The 23,431-nt window shown below is 62.0% G+C and carries 22 protein-coding genes; 13 read left to right on the plus strand and 9 right to left on the minus strand.

Annotation, left to right across the window (positions count from 1 at the left end; genetic code table 11):
- Positions 1-1,288 precede the first annotated feature (1,288 nt).
- The 7 genes from AC07VF_RS11920 (at position 1,289) to AC07VF_RS11950 (ending at position 7,997) form a co-directional block, all read left to right on the plus strand.
- A complete protein-coding gene (locus AC07VF_RS11920) occupies positions 1,289-2,653 on the plus strand; it encodes an MFS transporter (RefSeq protein ID WP_495009506.1) in 1,365 nt (454 codons plus the stop codon).
- Positions 2,634-3,563, plus strand: a complete 930-nt coding sequence (locus AC07VF_RS11925; protein WP_495009505.1) for a 2-hydroxyacid dehydrogenase — start codon at positions 2,634-2,636, stop codon at positions 3,561-3,563. Before AC07VF_RS11920 ends, AC07VF_RS11925 begins: the two co-directional genes overlap by 20 nt.
- 118 nt (positions 3,564-3,681) lie before the next feature.
- Positions 3,682-4,476, plus strand: a complete 795-nt coding sequence (locus AC07VF_RS11930; protein ID WP_192173511.1) for an NYN domain-containing protein — start codon at positions 3,682-3,684, stop codon at positions 4,474-4,476.
- A 33-nt stretch (positions 4,477-4,509) separates the two neighbouring features.
- Entirely contained in the window at positions 4,510-4,749 is a 240-nt protein-coding gene (locus AC07VF_RS11935; RefSeq protein WP_192173510.1) for a hypothetical protein, read from the plus strand.
- Between the two features lie 94 nt (positions 4,750-4,843).
- Positions 4,844-5,719 carry an EthD domain-containing protein gene (locus tag AC07VF_RS11940; RefSeq protein WP_495009504.1) on the plus strand — a complete coding sequence of 292 codons (876 nt, stop codon included), beginning with the start codon at positions 4,844-4,846 and terminating at the stop codon, positions 5,717-5,719.
- Positions 5,720-5,910: 191 nt separating this feature from the next.
- Entirely contained in the window at positions 5,911-7,209 is a 1,299-nt protein-coding gene (locus AC07VF_RS11945; RefSeq protein WP_495009503.1) for an MFS transporter, read from the plus strand.
- Between the two features lie 41 nt (positions 7,210-7,250).
- On the plus strand, positions 7,251-7,997 hold the full coding sequence (locus AC07VF_RS11950; RefSeq protein ID WP_244655981.1) for a substrate-binding domain-containing protein: 747 nt from the start codon (positions 7,251-7,253) through the stop codon (positions 7,995-7,997).
- Here the strand turns inward: AC07VF_RS11950 and AC07VF_RS11955 are convergent.
- Positions 7,983-8,891 carry a LysR substrate-binding domain-containing protein gene (locus tag AC07VF_RS11955; protein ID WP_192173506.1) on the minus strand — a complete coding sequence of 303 codons (909 nt, stop codon included), beginning with the start codon at positions 8,889-8,891 and terminating at the stop codon, positions 7,983-7,985. The two genes, AC07VF_RS11950 and AC07VF_RS11955, sit on opposite strands and share 15 nt — an antisense overlap.
- 108 nt (positions 8,892-8,999) lie before the next feature.
- The gene (locus tag AC07VF_RS11960; RefSeq protein WP_495009502.1) at positions 9,000-9,626 is read right to left on the minus strand and encodes a pyridoxamine 5'-phosphate oxidase family protein; all 627 of its coding nucleotides are present in this window, start codon (positions 9,624-9,626) and stop codon (positions 9,000-9,002) included.
- A 163-nt stretch (positions 9,627-9,789) separates the two neighbouring features.
- Between AC07VF_RS11960 and AC07VF_RS11965 the strand changes: the two genes are divergently transcribed.
- The gene (locus tag AC07VF_RS11965; protein WP_495009501.1) at positions 9,790-9,975 is read left to right on the plus strand and encodes a DUF2986 domain-containing protein; all 186 of its coding nucleotides are present in this window, start codon (positions 9,790-9,792) and stop codon (positions 9,973-9,975) included.
- A gap of 407 nt (positions 9,976-10,382) precedes the next feature.
- Here the strand turns inward: AC07VF_RS11965 and AC07VF_RS11970 are convergent, their stop codons facing one another.
- Complete coding sequence (locus AC07VF_RS11970; protein ID WP_495009500.1) at positions 10,383-11,276, minus strand: helix-turn-helix transcriptional regulator; 894 nt, start codon at positions 11,274-11,276, stop codon at positions 10,383-10,385.
- Between the two features lie 99 nt (positions 11,277-11,375).
- Here AC07VF_RS11970 and AC07VF_RS11975 point away from each other — a divergent pair, with 99 nt between their 5' ends.
- Positions 11,376-12,266: an SDR family oxidoreductase gene (locus AC07VF_RS11975; protein WP_282372021.1), complete on the plus strand. Its 891-nt coding sequence runs from the start codon at positions 11,376-11,378 to the stop codon at positions 12,264-12,266.
- Between the two features lie 59 nt (positions 12,267-12,325).
- On the opposite strand, the gene AC07VF_RS11980 is transcribed toward AC07VF_RS11975, so the two are convergent.
- From AC07VF_RS11980 to AC07VF_RS11995, 4 genes are read right to left on the minus strand one after another with little or no spacing between them, the layout of a single operon-like run.
- Positions 12,326-13,846: an ArnT family glycosyltransferase gene (locus AC07VF_RS11980; protein ID WP_495009499.1), complete on the minus strand. Its 1,521-nt coding sequence runs from the start codon at positions 13,844-13,846 to the stop codon at positions 12,326-12,328.
- Positions 13,847-13,849: 3 nt separating this feature from the next.
- Positions 13,850-14,128, minus strand: coding sequence for a lipid-A-disaccharide synthase N-terminal domain-containing protein (locus AC07VF_RS11985; protein ID WP_192173500.1), 279 nt, complete (start codon positions 14,126-14,128; stop codon positions 13,850-13,852).
- Complete coding sequence (locus AC07VF_RS11990) at positions 14,125-14,883, minus strand: glycosyltransferase family 2 protein (protein WP_495009498.1); 759 nt, start codon at positions 14,881-14,883, stop codon at positions 14,125-14,127. Before AC07VF_RS11990 ends, AC07VF_RS11985 begins: the two co-directional genes overlap by 4 nt.
- Positions 14,883-15,905 carry an NAD-dependent epimerase/dehydratase family protein gene (locus tag AC07VF_RS11995; RefSeq protein ID WP_495009497.1) on the minus strand — a complete coding sequence of 341 codons (1,023 nt, stop codon included), beginning with the start codon at positions 15,903-15,905 and terminating at the stop codon, positions 14,883-14,885. The genes AC07VF_RS11990 and AC07VF_RS11995 overlap by 1 nt, the downstream gene beginning before the upstream one ends.
- A 405-nt stretch (positions 15,906-16,310) precedes the next feature.
- Here AC07VF_RS11995 and AC07VF_RS12000 point away from each other — a divergent pair, with 405 nt between their 5' ends.
- On the plus strand, positions 16,311-18,383 hold the full coding sequence (locus tag AC07VF_RS12000) for a calcium-binding protein (protein WP_495009496.1): 2,073 nt from the start codon (positions 16,311-16,313) through the stop codon (positions 18,381-18,383).
- Between the two features lie 244 nt (positions 18,384-18,627).
- Here the strand turns inward: AC07VF_RS12000 and AC07VF_RS12005 are convergent, their stop codons facing one another.
- Together AC07VF_RS12005 and AC07VF_RS12010 are read right to left on the minus strand one after the other, a co-directional pair.
- Positions 18,628-19,548 (minus strand): NADP-dependent oxidoreductase, encoded by a 921-nt coding sequence (locus tag AC07VF_RS12005; RefSeq protein WP_192173496.1) that lies wholly within the window; start codon positions 19,546-19,548, stop codon positions 18,628-18,630.
- Positions 19,549-19,568: 20 nt separating this feature from the next.
- Positions 19,569-20,006, minus strand: a complete 438-nt coding sequence (locus AC07VF_RS12010) for an ester cyclase (protein WP_282372030.1) — start codon at positions 20,004-20,006, stop codon at positions 19,569-19,571.
- A gap of 91 nt (positions 20,007-20,097) precedes the next feature.
- On the opposite strand from AC07VF_RS12010, the gene AC07VF_RS12015 reads away from it, so the two are divergent.
- The 3 genes from AC07VF_RS12015 to mntP all read left to right on the plus strand — a co-directional run bounded on the left by AC07VF_RS12015 (position 20,098) and on the right by mntP (position 23,359).
- On the plus strand, positions 20,098-21,009 hold the full coding sequence (locus AC07VF_RS12015) for a LysR family transcriptional regulator (RefSeq protein WP_495009495.1): 912 nt from the start codon (positions 20,098-20,100) through the stop codon (positions 21,007-21,009).
- A 224-nt stretch (positions 21,010-21,233) separates the two neighbouring features.
- Positions 21,234-22,544, plus strand: a complete 1,311-nt coding sequence (locus tag AC07VF_RS12020; protein WP_282372032.1) for an ATP-binding protein — start codon at positions 21,234-21,236, stop codon at positions 22,542-22,544.
- 248 nt (positions 22,545-22,792) lie between these two features.
- Positions 22,793-23,359, plus strand: coding sequence for a manganese efflux pump MntP (gene mntP, locus AC07VF_RS12025; RefSeq protein WP_495009494.1), 567 nt, complete (start codon positions 22,793-22,795; stop codon positions 23,357-23,359).
- Positions 23,360-23,431 lie beyond the last annotated feature (72 nt).

The raw sequence follows: 23,431 nt of genomic DNA on the forward strand, positions 1-23,431 counted from the left end.
GCAGCAGTCAGATGCGAACTGTTCGTCCCACCACCCCTTCAAGTCTAACCATACAAGCGAGCTTGCTCGCGAAGGCTATCTTCAGTCCGCGGAGAAAGTGGCCCAATGTACCGGCCCTTTCGTGAGCAAGCTCACTCCCACACGTCCTGCGCATGACTCGAAATCTCAAGCCGTTCCTCGATCCCGTGGGAGCGAGCTTGCTCGCGAAAGCTATCTTCAGTCCGCAGAGAAAGTGGCCCAATGTACCGGCCCTTTCGTGAGCAAGCTCACTCCCACACGTACTGCGCATGACTCGAAATCTCAAGCCGTTCCGCGATCCCGTGGGAGCACTCCCACACGCATTGCCCATCACTCGATATCTCGAGCCGTTCCGCGATCTTGTGGGAGCGAGCTTGCTCGCGAAAGCTATCTTCAGTCCGCAGAGAAAGTGGCCAAATGTACCGGCCCCTTCGTGAGCAAGCTCACTCCCACAGGTCATGCGCATGACTCGAAATCTCAAGCCGTTCCTCGATCCCGTGGGAGCGAGCTTGCTCGCGAAAGCTATCTTCAGTCCGCAGAGAAAGTGGCCCAATGTACCGGCCCTTTCGTGAGCAAGCTCACTCCCACACGTACTGCGCATGACTCGAAATCTCAAGCCGTTCCGCGATCCCGTGGGAGCACTCCCACACGCATTGCCCATCACTCGATATCTCGAGCCGTTCCGCGATCTTGTGGGAGCGAGCTTGCTCGCGAAGGCCATCTTCAGTTCGCAGAGAAAGTGGCCAAATGTACCGGCCCCTTCGTGAGCAAGCTCACTCCCACAGGTCATGCGCATGACTCGAAATCTCAAGCCGTTCCTCGATCCCGTGGGAGCGAGCTTGCTCGCGAAAGCTATCTTCAGTCCGTGGAGAAAGTGGCCGAATGTCCCGGCCCCTTCGTGAGCAAGCTCACTCCCACACGTCCTGCGCATGACTCGAAATCCCAAGCCGTTCCGCGATCCCGTGGGAGCACTCCCACACGCCTTGCCCATCACTCGAAATCTCAAGCCGTTCCTCGATCTTGTGGGAGCGAGCTTGCTCGCGAAGGCTATCTTCAGTCCGCAGAGAAAGTGACCAAATGCCCCGGCCCTTTCGTGAGCAAGCTCACTCCCACACGTCCTGCGCATTGCTCGAGATCTCGGATCAGCCTCAACTCGGTAGATCCCACTATATGGGACGGATAATCACATATTGAGGTATCAGGATATGTCGTCTATGGTGGGACGTCTTCGCTTCCCGCAGCTCCTTATATAAAAACAACAGGAAATCCCATGCCCCAGCCATTAATGGATTCGGGCCTGCACGCCAGCACCATGAAGCGCCTCAACCTCAAGTTGATCCCCTTCCTGATGCTGCTGTACATGGTCGCGTACATCGACAAGTCGAACATCTCCGTCGCCGCGTTGCAGATGAATGCCGAGCTGGGCCTGACCGCTCGCATGTATGGCATCGGCGTGGGCCTGTTCTTTCTGACGTACATCCTTCTCGAAGTCCCGAGCAGCGTCATCCTCACGCGGGTCGGCGCGCGGCGCTGGATTGCGCGGATCATGATCACCTGGGGCATCGTCGCTGCGGGCATGGCCTTCGTGCAGAGCGCCAATCAGCTGTACGGCATGCGCCTGTTGCTGGGCGCCGCCGAGGCCGGTTTTACGCCGGGGATCATTTACTACCTGTCGCAGTGGTACCCGAAGACCGATCGGGCCAAAGCCATGTCGTTCTTCTACATCGGCGCCGCGCTGGCGTCGGTGATCGGCCTGCCGCTGTCGGGGGCGTTTCTGCACTTGGACGGGTATTTCGGCGTCAGCGGCTGGCGCTGGCTGTTTCTGCTGGAAGGCCTGCCGGCGGTGATCCTCGGGATCGTTGTGTTGCGCTACCTGCCGGATTCGCCGCAGACCACCCACTGGCTGCACGCCGATCAGAAGGAATGGCTGAGCCGGACCATTGCTGCCGAGCAAGCGAGCTCGCCGATCTCCCACCATGCCGCCTGGCAGACCGCGTTTCGCAGCCGTCAGGTCTGGCTGTTGAGCCTGTTCTGGCTGTTGCAGGCGTTCGGCACCATCGGCATCACGCTGTTCCTGCCGCTGATCGTCAAGTCGGTGTCCGGCCAGGAATCGTTCACCGTCAGCGTCATGTCCGCGCTGCCCTTCCTGTTTGCCTGTGTGTTCATGTATTTCAACGGCACCCATTCCGACCGCAAGGGCGAACGCGGCTGGCACCTGGCGCTGCCGCTCATGACGGCCGGTGTGCTGCTGGCGCTGGCGGTGTGGACCAGCAACCCGTGGCTGGCGTACGGCTTGCTGGTGGTGGCGGTCGGTCTGAACTGGGCCGCCACGCCGGTGTTCTGGGCGACGACCACCGAATACCTGTCGGGTGCTGCCGCTGCGGCGTCCATCGCGCTGATCAACTCCATCGCCAACATCGCCGGCCTTGGCCTGCCGCCGGTCATGGGCTGGATCAAGGACGCCACGCAAAGCTACGACTACGCGCTGCTGCTGGTCTCCGCAGCTTTGGTCGCTGGCGGTGTGCTGGGACTGTTCCTGGCCCGCGCGCCCCGTGCCGCACCGGTCACCGCCCGCGCAACTGCTCCCGCTGCTGCGCCTGTCCCAAGAGGTTTAGATGAAGCCAAGGCTCCTTAAAATCGCCCGTTTACCGGCCATGCTCGACGACGCGCTCAACGTGACCTATGAGGTGGTGGAAGCCGATCAGGATGGCACCGGCGTCGGCGAATCGACCGCCGACATCCGCGCCATGGTCGCCAATGGCGAATCCACCGTCAGCCGCCAGTTGATCGACAGCCTCCCTGCGCTGGAAGTCATTGCCGTGTTCGGCGTGGGTTACGACGGCGTCGATGTGGCGGCGGCGTGGGAACGTGGCATCCGCGTCACCCACACCCCCGATGTGCTCACCGAAGACGTGGCGGATTTCGCCATGGCCTTGATGCTGGGTATCGCGCGCAATCTGCGGGTGGCCGACCGTTTCACCCGCTCGGGCGCCTGGGCAGATGGCCCCATCGCCTTCAGCCGCAAGGTCAGCCGGGCGCGACTGGGCATCATTGGTCTGGGCCGCATCGGTGCTGCCATCGCCCGTCGCGCCCAAGGCTTCGACATGTCGATCGCCTACACCGGGCGCCAGCCTCAGGACGTCGAGTTCACCTATTACGCGTCGGCGGTTGAACTGGCTGCGGCGGTGGATTTTCTCGTCGTCGCCGTCGGTGGCGGCGCCAGCACCCATCATCTGGTGGACGCGCAGGTGCTGGAGGCGCTGGGACCGAGGAGCTATTTGATCAACGTCGGCCGTGGCAGCGTGGTCGATGAAATCGCCCTCGCAAAGGCCCTGGCCGAAGGTCGTCTGGCGGGCGCTGCGCTGGACGTCTACGAAAACGAGCCGCACCCCGCCGATGCGCTGCTTGATCTGGATAACCTCCTGCTCACCCCGCACATGGCCAGCGCCACGTGGGACACCCGGCAGGCGATGTCCGATCTGGTCATGGCCAACCTCCACGCATGGCACAGCGGCACAGACTTGCCCACGCCCGTGCCGGACTAGTCCTACCTCGCCAGCGGCTCGATGAATGAACAACCGAGCCGCAGCAGACAGAATGGGTTGCCTGTTTGCGATGAGGATTTGCAGGTATGGTGTGGCTTTCCCCTGCCAAGGAAGATCCATGGCCACCAACCCCTCCAGCCACGCTCAAAAACACCTCGCCGTTCTGATCGATGCAGACAACGCCCCCGCCGCCATCGTCGAAGGCCTGTTCGAAGAAATCGCCAAATACGGCGTCGCCAGCGTCAAGCGCATCTATGGCGACTGGACCGGGCCGCAGCTCGGCGGCTGGAAGAAGGTCCTGCTCGACCACTCGATCCAGCCCATTCAGCAGTTCGCCTACACCAAAGGCAAGAACGCCACCGACAGCTCGCTGATCATCGACGCCATGGACCTGCTGTACACGCGCCGCTTCGATGGCTTCTGCCTGGTCTCCAGCGACAGCGATTTCACCCGCCTGGCCTCGCGACTGCGCGAAGAGGGCCTGACCGTGATCGGCTTCGGAGAAGAGAAGACGCCGCGACCGTTCGTGGCGGCCTGCGACAAATTCATCTACATCGAACTGCTCCGCGAAGAGGTGATTGCCGCCGCCAGCGCAGAGCAAACGCTCGACGCTCCCGCGCAGTCAGAAATGGCCAAACCCGCAGCGACCGAGACGGCAAAACGGCCCAAAGCGCCCATCAGCTTCATCGCAAAAATTCTCGACGACATCGCCGACGAAGATGGCTGGGTGCAGCTCGGCGCCCTCGGCACCAACATCACCAAGCTGCGACCGGAATTCGACCCGCGCACCCATGGCTACAAAAAGCTCAGTGACCTGATCAAGGGCTACCCGCAGGCGTTCGAGCTGCAAGCCAGACCCGCGTCCAGTGGCACGGCGGTGATGTACGTCAGGCACAAACAAAACGGCAAGTAACCCGACCAGCGTTTCTCATCTATGGAGCCATGCATGCCCATCTATTCAGTCGACTACCGCTTCAACGCTGAACCCCGCAATCATCGCTTCGACCTGAATCAGCCGAAACTGTCAGCGAGCGACGCCGCGATGCACCTGCTTGAGCTGCATTTCGGCGACAGCGAAAACAGCCTGATCATGCCCAACGCCGATGCCGAACCGGATGAAATCATCGAACAGGCCGGCCAGCTCGGGCTGACGGAGATTCGCGTCACGCAGGTCGCTTCCGAGTAGGCCTGCCGACGACGTCCGGTAAAAACGTTGAACCCTGCAGCGGCACCTGCATCCGATCACTACGAATGAACATTTCCCGACTGACAGGTGCCCCATGATCGAGATCAACAGCTACACCACCGTCAAACGACGGGAGCGCGTGCCCCATGACGTATTCGCCCATTACTGGCGCGACGTCCACGGCCCGCTGTGCTCGCGGCTTCCGGGCCTTGGCTTGTACATCCAGCACCACTTTTCCCGGCAGCAGGACGCGCACCTCTGGCCCCTCGCCGAGGGCATCAGCGAGATTCAGGATTACGAACTGGACGGTGGGGTGGAGATCGGTTTCGAGTCCGCTGCGGACCAGAAGCAGTTTCAGGAGGCCAGCCCGATTTTGTTTTCGGACGAGCAAAACATGTTCGACGAAACCCTGGCCTACGCCCTGCCCCAAGGCTCGCTGACGCTGACCAATTCGCTGGCGGATGAGCGGTTCAACGGCACCGACACCTTCGACCGTATTCACATCCACTTCAGCCCGCGGGAAACCCTGGCGCAGCTGCACGCGTACCTGAAGTCAGATCTGGGACCGCTGCTGGCAGCGTCCGATGAAGTGGTGAAAGTCTGTATGCACCTCTGCGAACCCTTCGAGAACGATGGCCAGCACCCACCTGCGCCCAACGTCGCGCACTTTGCCAACCCGGCCCGCGCCGAACTGGCCGTGATGGAAATCGCGTTCAAGTCGCCACTGGCACGTCGTCGTTTTTTCCAGAGCGACGTGTTCCAGAACACCCTGCCTGAACAGTCGAAGCACATTGCTCAGCTCAAGACGTTCGCCGTTTCCGGGCTCTACACCTACGTGCGCGACAAGTCCCTGACCACCGCAGGATTGCGCGGCAGTCGGGCAGCCGAGCTGATTGAATACCTGGGCGCGGTGAATCAGGTTCAGCCGGATGTTGAAGAGCTGATGCTCAAAGGCACACAGTCCCGCTGACAATTCCGGTCGGCGGCCGTAGACCACGGCTGCCGACGCCTTTCCAGCCTGTGAGCACCCGCCACGACCTCGCAATTGATCCGATCCATGCATCAAAGGATGAAAAAATAACGATTATCGTCGTCTGAAAATTGCCACAGAATCTCCAGTTACAAGCGCTTACAAACTCAAAAAAAACGCTGGAGAACAACATGCATCAACCGCCAAGCCAGACCTCCTCCGGGAAGTCCAGGGCAGGAATGGTCTTCCGGGTCACCTCCGGAAACTTTCTTGAACAGTTCGACTTCTTCCTCTTCGGCTTCTACGCCACCCAGATCGCCTCCGCTTTCTTTCCCGCCAGCAACGAGTTCGCCTCGTTGATGATGACCTTCGCTGTCTTCGGTGCAGGGTTCTTGATGCGGCCGCTGGGCGCCGTGCTGCTGGGCGCGTACATCGACGATGTCGGCCGCCGTCGCGGTCTGATCGTGACCCTGGCGATCATGGCCAGTGGCACCTTGCTGATTGTCCTGGTGCCGGGTTACGCCACGATCGGCCTGTGGGCACCGGCGCTGGTCTTGCTCGGACGGCTGCTGCAGGGATTCTCCGCAGGTGCAGAGATGGGCGGCGTGTCCGTCTACCTCGCCGAAATGGCAACGCCGGGGCGCAAAGGTTTCTACGCCAGTTGGCAATCGGCTAGCCAACAAGTGGCCATCGTTGTCGCCGCCGCCCTGGGTTACGGCCTCAATCAATGGCTTGCCCCGACCGAGCTGTCGGCATGGGGCTGGCGCATTCCGTTTGCCGTCGGCTGCCTGATTATCCCGTTCATTTTCCTGCTGCGCCGCAGCCTTGAAGAAACCGCGGAGTTCACCACGCGCAAACACCGCCCGACGATGAAGGAAGTGTTCGCAACCCTCCTCGGCAACGCCAGTGTGGTCATCCTCGGGATGCTGATGGTGGCGATGACCACCACCGCCTTTTACATGATCACCGTTTACGCACCGACCTTCGGCCGCTCGGTGCTGCAGCTCAGTACCAGTGATGCGCTGATCGTGACGCTGCTGGTGGGGGTGTCGAACTTCTTCTGGCTGCCCGTCGGCGGCGCGCTGAGTGACCGACTGGGGCGCAAGCCGCTGCTGCTGGCGATGTCATTGCTGACGCTGCTGACGGCCTATCCCGCGCTGTCATTCCTGGCCCAGGCGCCGACCTTTGCCCACATGCTCGAAGTGCTGCTGTGGTTCTCGTTTCTCTACGGCATTTACAACGGAGCGATGATTCCCGCGCTCACGGAAATGATGCCTGTGGAGGTGCGCGTGGCCGGTTTCTCCCTCGCCTACAGCCTGGCGACAGCAATTTTCGGCGGCTTCACGCCGGCTGTTTCGACCTGGCTCATTCACCTGACCGGGGACAAGGCCGCGCCGGCCTACTGGATGATCTTCGCCGCCCTGTGCGCCTTTACCGCGACGCTGGTGCTGTACCGCCGTCTCGCCACTCAGTCACTTGCCACTGCTTGAAGGACCCTGTCATGAACTCTTTACTAAAACCCCTCTGCGTTATGGCGCTGACCAGTTGCGCCTACGGCAACCTTGCCTACGCCGAAGCGCTGACCGTCATGACCTCGGGCGGCTTCACTGCCGCCTATCAACACCTGGGGCCGCAATACGCAGAGCACAGCGGCAACACGCTGAAAACGGTGCTCGGCCCGTCGATGGGTAAAGCGGCGGAAGCCATCCCCAACCGATTGAGTCGCGGCGAGCACGCTGATGTGGTGATTATGGTGGGCTACGCTCTGGATGATTTGATCAAGCAGGGCAAGGTCGACGCCGCCTCGCGTGTGGAACTGGCGGACTCGCGCATCGGCATGGTAGTGAAGGCCGGCGCCGACAAACCTGCCATCGGCACCGATGCCGAGCTGAAAGACACCCTGCTGGCGGCCAAGTCAGTGGCCTATTCAGACAGCGCAAGCGGCGTCTACATCGAGAAAGAGCTGTTCAAGAAGCTCGGCGTTCAGCCGCAGCTGGCGCCCAAAAGCAAGATGATCGAGCGCATTCCGGTGGCCTCCGTCGTGGCCAAGGGTGACTACCAGCTGGGCTTCCAGCAGGTCGCCGAATTGTTGCCGATCCCCGGCGTGACCTTCGTCGGCAAGATTCCGGAAGACGTGCAATCGGTGACCCGCTATGCCGCCGGGATTCCGAAAAATGCCGATCACCCCGTTGAAGCGAAGGAGCTGCTGAAGTTTTTGTCGTCCCCCGACGCCCAGGCGAGCATTCGCGAGACCGGCCTGGACTCAGTCCCGCGGTAACGTCCCGGGCAGCGCGCGAATCCGCTGCTCCAGCTCCAGTGCCGCGGGCGTCAATGTGCGTCCGCGGCGTTTCAGCACGCCCATCTGCCTGATCACCTCCGGCTCCACCAGCCGCACTTTGGCCAGGATCGGGTGGGCAGAGATCGGCATCGCAATGGACGGCACCACCGCAATGCCCAGCCCCGCCTCGACCAGGCCAAGCACCGTCGTCACGTGGCGTGCTTCGCAGACGCTGTTCCTGCCCGGCTGAAAACCTGAAAGCGCGCGATCCAGCACCAGACGATTGCCCGAAGATTTATCCAGCGTGATGCAGTCGTGTTCGCACGCCTGAGCCCAGGTGACGGTGTCGAGGACGGCCAGCGGATGGTCGCGGCGGCAGGCAATCACGTAGTGCTCTTCGAGCAGCGGACTGAACTCGATTTCCGGCGCCAGGTTGCCGGTGAAACTCACCCCGAAATCGGCTTCCCCTGACGCCACCGCTGCACTGACTTCGTTGGCCGAGACGTCGATCAGCCTGATGTTGATCAACGGGTATTGCCCGTGAAAGCTGCGGATCGCATGGGGCAGGAAATAGTAGGCCGCAGACGGTACGCAGGCCACGGTCAGCGTGCCCCTGCGGTTGGCGCCGCCGTCGCCGATGCTGAGCAGCGCCAGATCCAGGTCGTCCAGGAGACGTTCGACCTGGGGCAGAAACGCTCGCCCGACGTTGGTCAACGAGACCTTTCGCGTGGTCCGCTCAAACAGCTTGACCCCCAGGGCGGACTCCAGCTTTTCGATGCGACGGCTCAGTGCCGACTGGGTGATGCGGATGGACTCGGCCGCCCGGCGAAAGCCCTGCTTTTCAACCACCGCACGAAAAGCCTGGAGGTCATTGAGGTCGAAGTTGATGTTCACGGCATGTCGTCGCTTTGATCGTAGACGGGCATCAATGGTAAGGCGCAACGCGTCGGCGAGCCATCCCCGGCCGAGTCCCACGGCTGCCCCTTGCACGGAACGACTGGCCTAATAAAGCGTGTCGACGATCCGGCCTGGCAGCGCCTTGTCGTAGGCCTCGCCGTCGATGGCTGCCTTCGAAACCTCCTTGAGAATCTGACCCGCTGTCGGCAGCGCGCTGCGCGGCACCTGCTTGGACGCATCCCACAGCCCTGCCCTGATCACCGCCCGGCTGCATTGGAAATACACGCTGGTGACGGTGATTCGCAGCACCGACTTCGGCGGCTTCCCGTCCACGGCAAAACGCTCCAGCAGGTCGGGCGCGATGGAGATCTGCGCCGTGCCGTTGACGCGCAGGGTTTCGCCGACGCCCGGTACGAGAAACAGCAGCGCCACTCGCGGGTCTTCGACGATGTTGCGCAGGGTGTCGATGCGGTTGTTGCCGCGTCGGTCTGGCAGATACAGCGTCTGGCTGTCTTCGATGTGCACGAAGCCTGGCTGATCGCCCCGCGGCGAGGCATCCAGGCCGCCTGCGCCCGACGAGGCGAGGATCACGAAGGACGCGGCGTCGATGAAGGGCCGGTAAACCGGGTGAATGTGGTCAACTTCTTTGATCAGAGATGGCGGCGCGATCGGGCCATACACCGCTTCCAGTGCCTCTACGGTTGTCAGGTATGAGCTGTCTTCAAGATCCATCGTGGTTCTCTGCGGTTTCTTCTTTAAAGGAAAGGGTCGGTATGCGCTGACGCCTTGTCCCCGATTGGGGCAATAGTGGCAGACGCGTGTGGCAGATTGAGCGGCGATCTGATTCACTGCCTGCCTTTTCACCGTCCAGCATCTGCACACCGGGTAACCAGGCATGAACCGTCGCAAGAAACTTAACCAGATCCTCAGAGCCAACGCAAAAAAGGCGAGTGCCAAACTGGCGCCGAAGAACAAAGACACCTACGTCAGCAAGGCCGACCGGTTGAAGCTGGCTGAGGCCAATGCTGAAGCCACGACCGAATCCACCCCTGAAGCGATCCACCCTTCCGAGGCGGTTTGAACACCCTCCATTTGCGATGCGCCGCCTACCCCTGGTAGGACCGGCTTCAGCCAGGAAGAGGCCAGCGCGTACGCCATCAATTTTTCGGTGTTATTACCGACGCCTTCCCGGCTAAAGCCAGTCCTACGGGGCGCGCGGTGTCAGTGGGACCGGCTTCAGCCGGGAACAGGCCAGTGCGTACGCCATCAATTTTGCAGCGTGACTACCGACGCCTTCCCGGCTAAAGCCAGTCCTACGGGACGCGCGGGGTGTCAGTGGGACCGGCTTCAGCCGGGAACAGGCCAGCGCGTACGCCATCAATTTTGCAGTGTGATTGACGACGCATTCCCGGCTAAAGCCGGTCCCACAGGGGGCGCGCGGTGTCAGTGGGACCGGCTTCAGCCGGGAAGAGGCCAGCGCGTACGCCATCAATTTTGCAGTGTGATTGCCGAAGCATTCCCGGCTAAAGCCAGTCCCACAGAAAGCTCCGGTTTCAGCCGGGACTGGTCTTCGATCACCGCCCGTACGCGATCGGCATCGGCGGCGGTGACCGGGTTATAGACGATCATCGACAGATCCAGTCGCCCGTCCACCGCAAAGTTCGAGTATTCCAGCTCAATGATGCCATGGGGGTCGTGGCGCAGGCGTTTGGTGCCTTCGCCCTGAAGCCGCACGTCGTTGTCTCGCCACAGCACCGCGAATTCCGGGCTCAGGGTGCACAGCTCTTCCGCCAGCCGGGTGACCTCGGACGCCGCGCCGGCGCGGGTCGCGTCCGCCCGAAAGGCCGCAACGATGAACCGCGCCACCGCGTTCCAGTCAGCCTGGCGGGCTTGGGCGCGCGGGTTGCAGAACATCAGGCGCAAGATGTTGCGTTGCCCCACCGGCAGCAGGCTGTAATCGGTGAAGACCGCCGCCGCTGCGGTGTTCCAGGCCAGCACGTCCCATGTTGCCGTTTTGATAAACGCCGGGCTGAACGCAAGGGTGTCGAGGACCCGTTGCAGTCGCGGCGTCACCCCGTCGGGCGCGCTGTAGACCACTTCCGGCGGATGGCCGAAAGCGAGCATGAACAGGTGCTCGCGCTCGGGTTCGGTCATCAGCAGACTTTCCGCAATCCGGTTCAGCACCTGCGCCGAGGGTGCCCCGCCCCGCCCCTGCTCCAGCCACGTGTACCAGGTCGCACTGATATTGGCGCGCTGCGCGACTTCTTCCCGGCGCAGACCCGGTGTCCGTCGTCGGCCGGAAAAGCCGAAACTGGCGGGGTCCAGGCGCGCCCGGCAATCCTTCAGATACGTGCCCAGCAAATGAGCAGAGGGGTTGGCCATGATGATCCTGTTGGTTTTTATACCCTGATAACGTCACGTCTTTTAGGCGGATAAACGTTACGCGCATCCTGCCGGCTTCAGCAAAAGGAGTTTTCTGCAATGCGCGTATTTCTTACCGGCTCCACAGGTTTTATCGGCTCCCACGTCGCCCGGGAACTACTCGCCGCGGGTCACCAGGTGCTGGGCATGACCCGTTCTCAAGCGGGCACCGACGCATTGCGCGCCATCGGCGCCGAGCCCCATCACGGCACCCTCGAAGACCTCGCCAGCCTCAGACTCGGCGCCGAGCAGTGCGACGCGGTCATTCACACCGCGTTCGATCACGACTTCGCCCACTTCGTCGACAACTGCCAGAAAGATGCGCGGGCCATCGCCGCACTGGGCGAAGCGCTGAACGGCTCGCAGCGCCCGTTAGTGATCACTTCGGCCACACCGATGGGCTCGTCGGCACCGGGCGAGCCTGCCGATGAGGATCATTTCAATGCCGAGCATCCCAATCCCCGCGCCGCCTCGGAACGGGCAGCAGAGGCGCTGTTGCAACGCGGCCTCAACGTGGTGGTGATGCGTCTGTCGCAGATCCACGACACGGTCAAACAGGGTCTGGTCACCGAACTCATCAAGCACGCGCGGGGGACCGGCGTCTCCGCATATGTCGACGCAGGCATGAATCACTGGTCCGCCGCGCACATTTCAGACACAGCCCAGCTGTACCGACTCGCGCTGGAAAAACACCAACCCGGCGCTCGCTATCATGCAACCGCCGAAAGCCACATCCCCTTCCACCTCATCGCCGAAGCCCTGGGTGAAGGCCTGGGACTGCCCGTTGTTTCAGTGCCAGCCGACGAGGCGATGGCGCAGTTCGGCTGGCTGTCGAGCTTTGTGGGACGGGATATGTCGAGCAACAGCAGCAAAACCCGGGCGCGATTGGGCTGGGTGCCGACCGGGCCAGGCTTGATTGAGGATCTCAAGGGGTGTTTTGAACGGCGGTGAATGATCCGTAGAGACGCCGAGCTGCCGATTCTAACCAAGGGCCCGTGCGCGCCACGGGCCTACAGCGCGTCAGAACCCCACGAGAAGCGATAAGCGCGCACGGGCGCCGGCGGCTGACAACGACCATTGTCCGCGTCGGCGCCGACGATCAACCACTCGGCCCTCGACGTTGATCCCAACTGGCGAGCCTTGTCGGCCACGAAGCAGCGCTCCAGTTCGGCGGCGGGCACCAGGGCAAAGGCGGATGGATGGGTGCGCAACCAGAGCGCGGCGTGTTCGACGGCGGATTGATCGGCAAACCCGAAATGCACCACCGGCTGGCGGGCGAACAGCCAGTGCCCTTCCCGCCAGCCGACCAGCACCAGTTCAGCGCCGTCGGTCACCCGGGAAGCTTCGCTCATCAGCACCTTGTGGGGGTTGGGGCCGTCGGTGAACGGTTCGACGAAGCCACGGCCGAACCACAGGCAAAACCATGCCACCACCGCCACGCCAAACACAGCGCGGGCCTTCGGACGATTGCCAAACCAGCGGCGAAGCAGCCACGGAATCAGCGGCGCGGCGGCCAGCACCAGGCCGGGTAGCGCAGGGAAGATATAGATTTTGCGCTTGCCGGTGCTCAGGCAGAAAAACAGCACCACCAGGACCACCCAGCCCAGCAACAACAAGATCCGGGCGTCGTGCTTTCGCAATTGGCGACGCCAGGCGGGCACCAGCCACGGCAACGCCAGCACCAGCGGCAGCCAGTACTGGAGAATGACGGTCAGGAAATACCAGAACGGTTCGCGGTGATCCCAGGCCGACGCGTAGCGGCCACCGGTCTGGTGAAACAGGATTTCCTTCAGGTACGCCACTTCGTCAACGCCACCCTTGAGCCAGACGGTGGCGAGCAGCGGGGCAAGCCAGACCGCACATCCCGCCAGCACCACCAGAAAACCGGCCGCCCAGCGAAGCCCCTGCCCCGGCATGACGGTCACACCCGGCCAGCCCTTTCGGACGGCATAGACGTAGGGCACCAGCATCAATGCCGGCAGAAAACCCACCCCTTTGCTGATGATGCCCAGGCCCATGGCCAGACACGCGACGTAGAACCAGCCCCACGCCGGTCCCAGCAGCAGATGACGGACCATGCCGTAGAAGCCGAGCGCGACCCACAGGCACAGGAAGCTGTCGATCTGGCCGGTGCGCAGAATGCTGTAGGTCTGGTAAGTCGCCAGAAACAGCAGCGCGGCGATGCGACCCACCCTGCGGCACCACAGGCGCCGGCCCAGGTCGTACAACACCGCGGTGGCCGTTCCCGCCGAGAGCAGGCCCGGGATGAAAAGGGCCAGCGACGGCGAACCGGTCAGCCAGGTGAACACCGCGACCGTCCACATGAACAAGGGTGGTTTGTCGCCGTAGATTTCACCGGCCCGATGGGGGATCAGCCAACTGCCGCTGTGCAGCATTTCCAGCGCGACGCCCAGAAACCGTTCTTCGTCGACATTCAGCGGCTGCCGGATGCCAAAGCCGGCGCCGACCAGCAGCAGCGCGAGCGCCACCAGCGCCACGCACTGCCACGCGGGAGATTGAACACGTCCCACCGGCTATTCCTTAAGGTCTTTGTGTTTGGCGATCAGCTGCAGGTTGCGCAGGTAAACCACGAAGCCAAATGACTGACCGATGATGAACACCGGGTCTTCGCGGTAGATGGCGTAGAGCAGCAACAACGCGCTGCCGAGCATGCTCAGGTACCAGAAGCCCACCGGAATCACGCTGCGTTTCTTGATTTCGCTGTACAGCCATTGCAAGACGAAACGGCCGGTGAAGACCGCCTGACCGAGAAATCCGACCGTGAGCCAGAGCGTTTCGCGGGTGAAATTCATCCGTTCATCTCCTCGGGCCGGGTGTTGAGTCGCGTGCGGCGCACCAGCCACCAGACCCCGAACAGGTCGAGGATGCCCACAAGCGCACGGTCCAGATTGCCGTAGTTGGAAACGCCGGCCTGACGATGACGGTGGTGAACCGGATGAACGATCATTCGGCCGTGATGGCGCTGGATCAGCGCGGGAATGAAGCGGTGCATGTGATCGAAGTAAGGCAGCTGCAGAAACGCCGCTCGATGAATCAGCTTCAGCCCGCAGCCCGTATCGGGCGTCGCGTCCTTGAGCAGGCGGCTGCGCAAAGCATTGGCGAAGCGGGACGCCCAGCGCTTGCTGGCGGTGTCTCGCCGGTTGACCCGATGCCCCGCCACCAATTTCACCGGCTGGCCCTGGTTGAGGTCGGTGCCCTGCCCGGCATTGCGGACCAGCGCCAGCATGCCGGGCAAGTCGGCGGGGTCGTTCTGGCCATCGCCGTCCAGGGTCGCCAGCCACTCACCGCGCGCGGCCTGGGCGGCATGCCAGATCGACGTGCTCTGCCCGAGGGAAACCCCGTGGTGAAGGATGCGCAGGGGCTCAAATCCTGAGGCCTTGATCTGCTGCAGCACACGCAGCGTGTCGTCGGTGCTGCCGTCGTCGACCACCAACACCTCGTAGCGCTCCCCGGCCAGCGCGCTGCGTACTTCATTGAGCAACGAAGGCAGGTTTTGCGCTTCGTTTTTTGCCGGGATCAATACCGACACAAACACCGATTCACTCATCACGCCCACCGCGCCTCTTGTTTTGATTGTCTGGCCTGTTTGCTCTGGTCGCAGGAATAGAAGTCGCCGTACCAGCGCACGAATTCATCCACGCCCTGCTCAAGCCCAACCTGCGGACTGAAGTCGATCCATTTCGCCAGCCCGGAGACATCCGCCCAGGTTTGCAGCACGTCCCCCGGTTGGAGCGGGAGGTAGTTGCGCCGGGCCTGAATCCCCAGCGCCGCCTCCAGGCACTGCACGAAGTCGAGCAGCTTCACCGGCGCCCCTCGCCCGATGTTGAACAGCTGACACGGCGCGACCCCGTCCATGAGCGGCGGGGGCCGCGGCATGAGCCGGGTCATCGACTCGATGATGTCGTCGACGTAGGTGAAATCGCGCGCCATCTCGCCGTCGTTGTAGATATCGATGGGCTCGCCTTTGAGGATGGCCCGGGTGAATTTGAACAGCGCCATGTCCGGCCGCCCCCAGGGGCCGTAGACGGTAAAAAACCGCAGGCCCGTCGCAGGAATCCGGTACAGATGCGAGTAGCTGTAGGCCATGAGCTCGTTGGCGCGCTTGGTCGCGGCGTACAGGGAAACGGGCTGTTCAACGGCGTCTTCCACGGCAAACGGCATCTTGGTGTTGGCGCCGTACACCGAGCTGCTCGACGCATAAATGAGGTGTTTCACGGGATACGCGCGGCAGGCTTCAAGGACATTGAGAAACCCGACCAGGTTGGCGTCGGCGTACACGCCCGGGTTGTCGATGGAATACCGAACACCGGCCTGCGCCGCCAGATGAATGACCTCACTGAACCCGGACGCGCTGAACAGCCCGAGCAACGCGTGTGGGTCGACGATGTCGATGGGCTGAAACTGAAAAGAGGGGAAGTGTTCGAGCTGCGCCAGTCGGGCACGCTTGAGATCGACGCTGTAGTAATCGTTCAAGTTGTCGATGCCCACCACTTGAACGCCCTGGCTGCACAACGTTCTGGCCATGTGAAAGCCGATGAATCCCGCAACCCCGGTGATCAGCACCGTCATTGGGCTATCGCCCAGCGGCGGCATCGAGCCTGGGTAAGTCCTGCGTATCCTGCGCTTAAGACAGTGACATTCATTTCATGAGTCCTTTGACAGAACCGGCCAACCGCCCGAAATCCCTGGGTCAGCTGTCCGTTTCTGCTGGATGCTTGATCAAGCGACATGAAACTGTGTCACAGCAATATTTAAGCAATGTGAACAGGGTGAGCGGCCCATCGTGTGATGCGCTCGAGACGTGGACCGAGCGAAGCCCAAAGCTGTTGAGCCGCCCGCTCTCGCGCAGCCTGACGGTTTTTTGCCGACAGGGAACCTCGTTCGCATTTATTGAAACCCACACGGTCAACCCCTGAGCGTCATTCCCTCGGCGCCTTCAAATCCCATCAAGCTCCATGTCAAAAGGACAATGTCATGGCTTCAAGAGACAGCAAGCCCACCATCGATTACACCGTAAGAACCGGCCCGGGCACCGTGCAAGTGGACCCCTCCACGGGGGCCGATCAAACCTGGAGCATCATTCTTCAGCCGGACGGCAAGATCCTCGTCGGCGGCGAAAGCTTCCAGACCGCCATTGGTTATCCAGGCTCGCCGGGCGATGAAAGCTACGGAACACGCGGCAGCTTCACGTCGGTGCGCCTGAACAGCGACGGCAGCCTGGACAGGAGTTTCAGCCAGGACGGGATTGCCCTCGTGCCCGCCAGCCTGGATCCGGAAGATGAGGCTTACTACGTCATGGCCGTGCAGGCCGACGGTAAAGTCCTGTCGGCGCAGCCTGGGCTTGGCGGTTTGAAAGTCGAACGCTTCAACCTCGATGGCACCCTGGACACCACGTTCGGCAAAGGCGGCGCCGCAGCCCTCGATGTACCGATCAGCACCGATGGAATGGCGATTTACGCCACAGCCGATGGTTCGGTGTACGTCAGCGCTCGCGGCACCTCGCAAGCAGTTGTCTTCAAGCTGGACAGCAGCGGTACGCCGGCGGAAAACTTCGGTGTCGACGGCACACTCGTCCTCAACCCGACCGGCTATTACGGCACCGGCAATATCGCCACCGTTGTGCAGCCCGACGGCAGCGTCTTACTCGGCAGCTGGCTGTACGTGGGCTCCGAGGGGCCACACGACCCGGGCGATCCGGTGTATGCCGTTCAGCGACTTGCAGCCGACGGCAACCTGGATACCACGTTTGGCGTGGATGGCGTGGTGTACTTCGATACCGCCCTGGGGCTGGACTACCGCGCCGCGATCACCGTGCAAGCCGATGGCAAGATCATCATTGCCGGCGAGAGTCATGACAGTACCGCCTTCAACGTGCTGCGGCTGAATGCGGACGGTTCCTTCGACACCTCCTTCAGCGGTGATGGCAAGCTCACCCTTCAGGTGCCCCAAGGGGACTCCGCCTATGCCCACTCGGCTATCGTTCAGCCCGATGGCAAGATCCTTATCGCCGGCGACGTGATCACTCGACTGAACGCCGATGGCAGCCTGGACACCACCTTTGGCAGCCAGGACGGCCAATACCACGTGGACGGCTCCAGCGAGGCCAATCACCTGATTGGCAACGACACGGCAGAGATCATCCGCGGCCTGGGCGGTGACGACGTGCTGCAAGGCGCCGGTGGCCGTGACGTACTGACAGGCGGGATGGGCGCAGACATTTTCCGCTTCAGCCAGATCAGCGACAGCTACCGCACCGCTACGGAAACCGGCAGCGACCGGATTCTGGACTTCGACGCCTCCCAGGACCGCGTAGACCTGATTGCTTTGGGTTTCACCGGCATTGGCGACGGCCACAATGGCACGCTGGCCATCCAGGCCAACGCTGACGGCACCCGCACTTACCTGAAAAGTTTCGATGCCAATGTCGACGGGCAGCGCTTTGAACTGGCGCTCGAAGGCAACCTGACGGGGCAGTTGAACAGTAACAATCTGGTGTTCACGGCCCCCACCGTCGAAGGAACGGCTGGCAAGGACGTGATCACGGGGAGTGCCATGTCGGAGGTCATCTACGGCCTGGCCGGTAACGACCGCATCGATGGCGGCAGAGGCTCGGATGTGATCATCGGGGGCGCGGGTGCCGACCTGCTGAGCGGCGGCGACGACCCGAACCTTTCAGTCTATGGCCGAGATGGCATCAATGACGCTGACGTGTTCCGCTACACGGCAGCCAGCGACAGCTATCGCACCGACAGCCAGAGCTTCGTGGACCTGATTGTCCGGTTCGCCAACAACAACGACAAGATCGACGTGTCGGCGCTGGGTTACACGGGTTTCGGTGACGGTACCGGGACCACACTGAAAATGATCTATAACGACGACCTGGACCGCACCTACCTCAAGGATGTGGAAGCGGACGCTCAGGGCCATCGCTTCGAAATCGCCCTCACCGGCGACTGGACCCTGGACCTGCGCAACTCCGACATGATCTTTGCGCAGGCGCAGGAAGTGACCCTCGTGGGCATGGCCAGCGAGGCTGCCCTCGGCTAACAGGCGGGGTGCGACGAGGGGAACGGCTCATGCGCGTTCCCCTCGTTCAACGCTTAGCGCCGGTGATCCGCATCAACCCACTCGTTATAGGACTTCAAGATCCGCATCGGTGTAGCTGCAACCATCCAGCCGCCACTCCCGTCTACAGCCTTCGATTTCATGACCCCATGCTTTGGCTGCGCGTGCCCGCGAACACCAAACCTATGAGCCATCGGCGTGTCGTGACATGGATGACGCCACTGAATCAATGGGCCGTACGGATAATGACCTTACCGCAGGCATGCCCGGTGGCGACTTTCTCCAGTGCGGCGCGGGTCTCGTCCAGGGCGAAGATCGAGTCGGTCACAACCTGCAATTGCCCTGCACTGAACTGCCGCACCGCCTCCTGGAGATAGGGGGTGGCGCTGGCAAAGAACACGGCTTCCCCGGCATGGTCTTCGCGGGATTCGATGTCGAACTCCACGAGGGTCGCAATCCGTCCACCCTTGCCGAGTACCGACCAGGAGCTTTCCAGCGTCGGGCCGCCGACCGTGTCGAGCACCAGGTCGATGTCACGCAGGGTGGTGAAATCCTCGGTGCGATAATCGATCGCCTCGTCTGCACCCAGGCTTTTCACCCGCTCGATGTTGCGCGCCGAAGCCGTGGCGATGACATAAGCGCCAGCCGCGTGCGCCAACTGCACCGCCATGCTGCCCACACCGCCCGCGCCCGCATGTATCAAGACGCGTTGACCGGGCTTCAATTGCCCCACCTCAAACAACGCCTGCTGCGCAGTGCCGAAGGTCGTCGGCAGCGCCGCCGCCTGCTCGAAACTCATGGAAGCCGGAATCAGACAAAGCTCGGTGGCAGCGATTATCAGCTGCCGGGCAAAGGCGCCACCCGCAGTGGGGGTGCTGCGGCCGAACACGCGATCACCGGGTTTCAGGTGGCTCACCTGCTCACCGACGCTGCTGACGATGCCGCTGAAATCGGTGCCCGGGGTGTATGGCAGCTCAACCGGAAAGACCGGCTGCATGTACCCAGCGATGATCTTCAGATCCAGCGGGTTGACGCTGGCGGCCTCGACGCCCACGAGGAGCTCGTCAACGCCTGGCTTGCTCAGATCGAGGTTGTGCAGCGTGACGACCTCAGGACCGCCGAATACAGAAATGGACGCTGTTTTCATGAGGGCTTTCTCTTCGTTGCTCAGGCTTGAGGGAATTGACCGAGTTGCAGGAACAGACCGAACCAGTCCTCCATGTGCCACGTGGTAACGACCCGCCCGTTCTCCAGTGCGTGAAACTCATGCAAACGGAAGCTCACCTGTTTGCCCGTGGCGGCGATGCCAAATAGCTCGCCGAGGTGGGTGCCGGTTATTTCAGCCCGTACGGCGACCTGACCAGGGGCCTGAACCATGTCGTGGATGACGATGCGCACATCCGGAAACGCGTCGGCGAGGCTGCGGATAATCGGTTTGATGCCCTCGGGGCCTGGGCCTTGCCCGGGTGCCAGGGGGATGTCATCCCAGTCGGCAGCCAGCACGCTGTCGACGAGGTCGGGATTGTTCTCGCTGAACGCGCGGTAGAGGGTCTCAACGGCCTGCCGTTCGGTTTGAAGGCGGGTGGCAAGTTCTGCGGTAGACATAAGGTTGCTCTCGGCTTGGGGTATGGCGAGAGTGTGAGCGCAGGGCTACCATCCGTATAACAAATGGCTCGTATATAGGTTTATTTGATTTATGGATTTTCATGGCATCGATCTGAACCTGCTTGCCGCATTCAATGCCCTGATGAACGAGCGCAACGTGACACGCGCCGCGACTCAGGTCGGCGTCAGCCAACCGGCCATGAGTGCCGCGCTTTCGCGCTTGCGCACGCTGTTGGGCGATCCGCTTTTTTTGCGCAGCCCTGACGGCCTCCTTCCAACGCCCCGTGCCCGTGAGTTGGGCCAACCTGTCGCCGAGGCGCTGAGCCAGATAAAAGCCGCCCTGGTGAAAATGCCTGACTTTGTCCCGGCCGATGCCGTGCTCACAATGAACCTTGGCTTGTCGGACTATCCCGCCTTCGTGCTGCTCCCCACGCTGCTGCAGACCTTGAGCGAACACGCGCCACACCTGTCGATCAACGTTCACGCAGTCAATGACCGCGACCATGCCGTGGACATGCTGGATGCGGGAGTGATTGATGCGGCAATCGGTGTATTGCCCAGCCATCAAGACGGTCGCATTTTCACGCGACCGATTCTGCGTGACGCTTTCGTCACCCTCGTCGCCCATGGCCATCCGGCAGCCCTGCGCGGCATGGACATGGACACTTACCTCTCGCTGCCCCATGTACTGGTCTCGCCCGAGGGTGATCGACACGGCTTGGTGGATCAGGCGTTGGCTCAGTTGGGCAAGCAACGCACCCTGGCACTGACGCTGCCGCAGATGTTCGCGGTGCCGGCGATCATCGCCTCTTCCCGCATGACTGCCACCGTCCTGAAACGCATCGCCCTCAGCTCGCCGTCGGGAGGGAAATTGGTCCTGTTCCCGCCGCCGGTCGCGCTGCCGGAGATCACGTTTCATCTCATCTGGCATCGTCGTGGCAATGGGAATCCCGCTCAGGAATGGTTCAGGGGCATGATCGAATCGGTTGCATCGGGGTTTTGAAGACAGCTGCAGCCTGATACGGCGCGTCAACCCACCGGTAACCGACATGGCCAGTCACGGCCACTCCCAGGCACGCGGCCTCGATATTGGAACGGCGCGACTGCGAAACGTGCTTGAAAAGGAGGTTAACGGCCCGGCCCGACCATCGACAGGGCGATGGCCTTGCCGGGCGACGGGCCACAGCGCATCATGCGCGATTGTTTATTTCCCGGCGCAGACTATCGATGGCCCACCATCCCGCCCCATTTCCTTTCAACGAGGAAGAGCGTGTCCTCTCGCTCGAACACCTGGACGTGCTGGACAGTGCCAACGAAAAGGCATTCGACGACATCGTTCTACTGGCCACCACCTTGTGCGACGCGCCCATTGCGTTGGTGTCGCTGGTCGATCGGGAGCGCCAGTGGTTCAAGGCCTGCGTGGGCCTCGGGGTGCAGGAAACCCATCGGGATCTGGCCTTCTGCGGCCATGCGATTCTTGATCCCGTGCAAGTGCTGGTCGTCGAAGACGCGGCCCTCGACCCTCGCTTCGCTTCCAGCCCTCTGGTGCTCGGCCCGCCCTTCATTCGTTTCTACGCAGGCGCGCCGATTGTCACGGACAGCGGCGTCGCGTTAGGGACCGTTTGTGTGATCGACACATGCGCCCGTCAGCTGAGCGAACGCCAATCCCTCGCCCTCCAGGCATTGGCCCGGCAGGCCGCGGCGCTGCTGGAAGCCCGCTTGCTGAGCAAACAACGTGAACGGCAGCTGGCGCAATTTAAGGATCAATTCCAGCAAGCCGAGCAGAACCCGAGCGAAGTCACCCCGCTGCTGCAAAATTCCGGCTGCATCTCCTCGCTGGGCATGCTCACCGCAAGCATTGCCCATGACTTCAACAACCTGCTGCAGAGCGTCAGCGCTGCGTTTCAGTTGACCCGCCTGCGTTCCCGGAGGCCAGTGGACGTCGAGCGTTTCGCCGAGACCGGCCTGCAGGCCGTTGAACAAGGCCGGCAGCTCATCAGTTATTTGATGTCGAGCGTGCGCGGTGACGGCCCTGAACTGATCTGCATCGATGTGACCGCACGCCTCCACGCCGCGCAGCCGTTGATGCGCCATTCGATGAGCGAAGGCATCGATCTTGACTTCGATCTGGCGGAATGGGGCTGGGGCGTCCTCTGTGTCGAAGCCCAACTGCACGCGGTCGTGATGAACCTGCTCAGCAATGCCCGTGATGCGCTGAAGGGTTCCGGCCAGATTCGGGTGTCCACCCGCTGGGTGCATGTGGAGGATGATCTGTCGCTGCAACAGGGCGATTACCTTGTGGTCAGCGTCAGTGACAACGGCCCTGGCATGCCTGCCGAGGTCGCGCGCCAGGTGTTCGAGCCTTTCTTCACCACCAAAGCGACAGGCGAAGGCACAGGGCTGGGGCTGGCTCAGGTAAAAGATTTCGCAATCAAATCGGGCGGTGACGCGCGCATCGAAACAGCGCCCGGGGCGGGGACGACGGTGAGTCTGTATCTGAGAATCCTGGGCTGTATCGCCACGTCGGAAGCGGGTTGAGCGGTGTGCTGATTCGCTGAACAAAATCATCAGGCGCCGACATTTTTTTTACATTCACGCGTTATAGTGGCGGCCCTTGTTGGGGAGTAGCCTGCTCTGGACCCCGTGTCACAGAGCGTTCGTGTCAACATTCTCGGCGGCCTGCCGTGGCACGAACACCTTCGGGTTGGCGAGACCAACGATGCATCCATGCCTAAAGTCGGGCGTGTGGCTGCGTCGTTGACTCATTGCCCGACTGGAACATAACCGTGAACCCGATTTCCCTCATTCTTCTTGCTTTGGCCATGTCCACGGACGCTTTCGCAGCGGCCATCGGTAAAGGCGCAAGCCTGCACAAGCCCCGCCTCATAGAAGCCTTGCGCACCGGCATCATCTTTGGCGTCATCGAAGGCATCACGCCCCTGATCGGGTGGCTGATCGGCCAGGCCGCCACGTCCTACGTCAAGAACTGGGATCACTGGATCGCCTTCACCCTGCTGGTGGTGCTCGGCGTGCACATGATCTACAACGGCCTCAAGCATGAAGACGCCGAAGAAGAAAAACCCAATCAGCACTCCTTCCTGATCTTGGCCGTGACCGCTTTCGCCACCAGCATCGATGCGCTGGCCGTGGGCGTTGGCCTGGCCTTCGTCAACGTGAATATCCTGGTGGCTGCCGCGGCCATTGGTGTCGCCACGACGGTCATGGTGACCATCGGCGTGATGCTGGGCCGCGTGCTGGGCACGGTGGTGGGCAAGCGCGCTGAAATCATCGGCGGCATTGTGCTGATGCTGGTTGGCGCGACGATTCTTTATGAGCATTTGTCGGCGGCGTAAGAAGGGAGAGAGGCGCGCCATTCCTTCATTGACGCTGCGAATGGTGTGCCCAAAGAGGATCGTCGTGTTTTT

The organism is Pseudomonas sp. GW821-FHT02H06 (genome assembly GCF_059421525.1).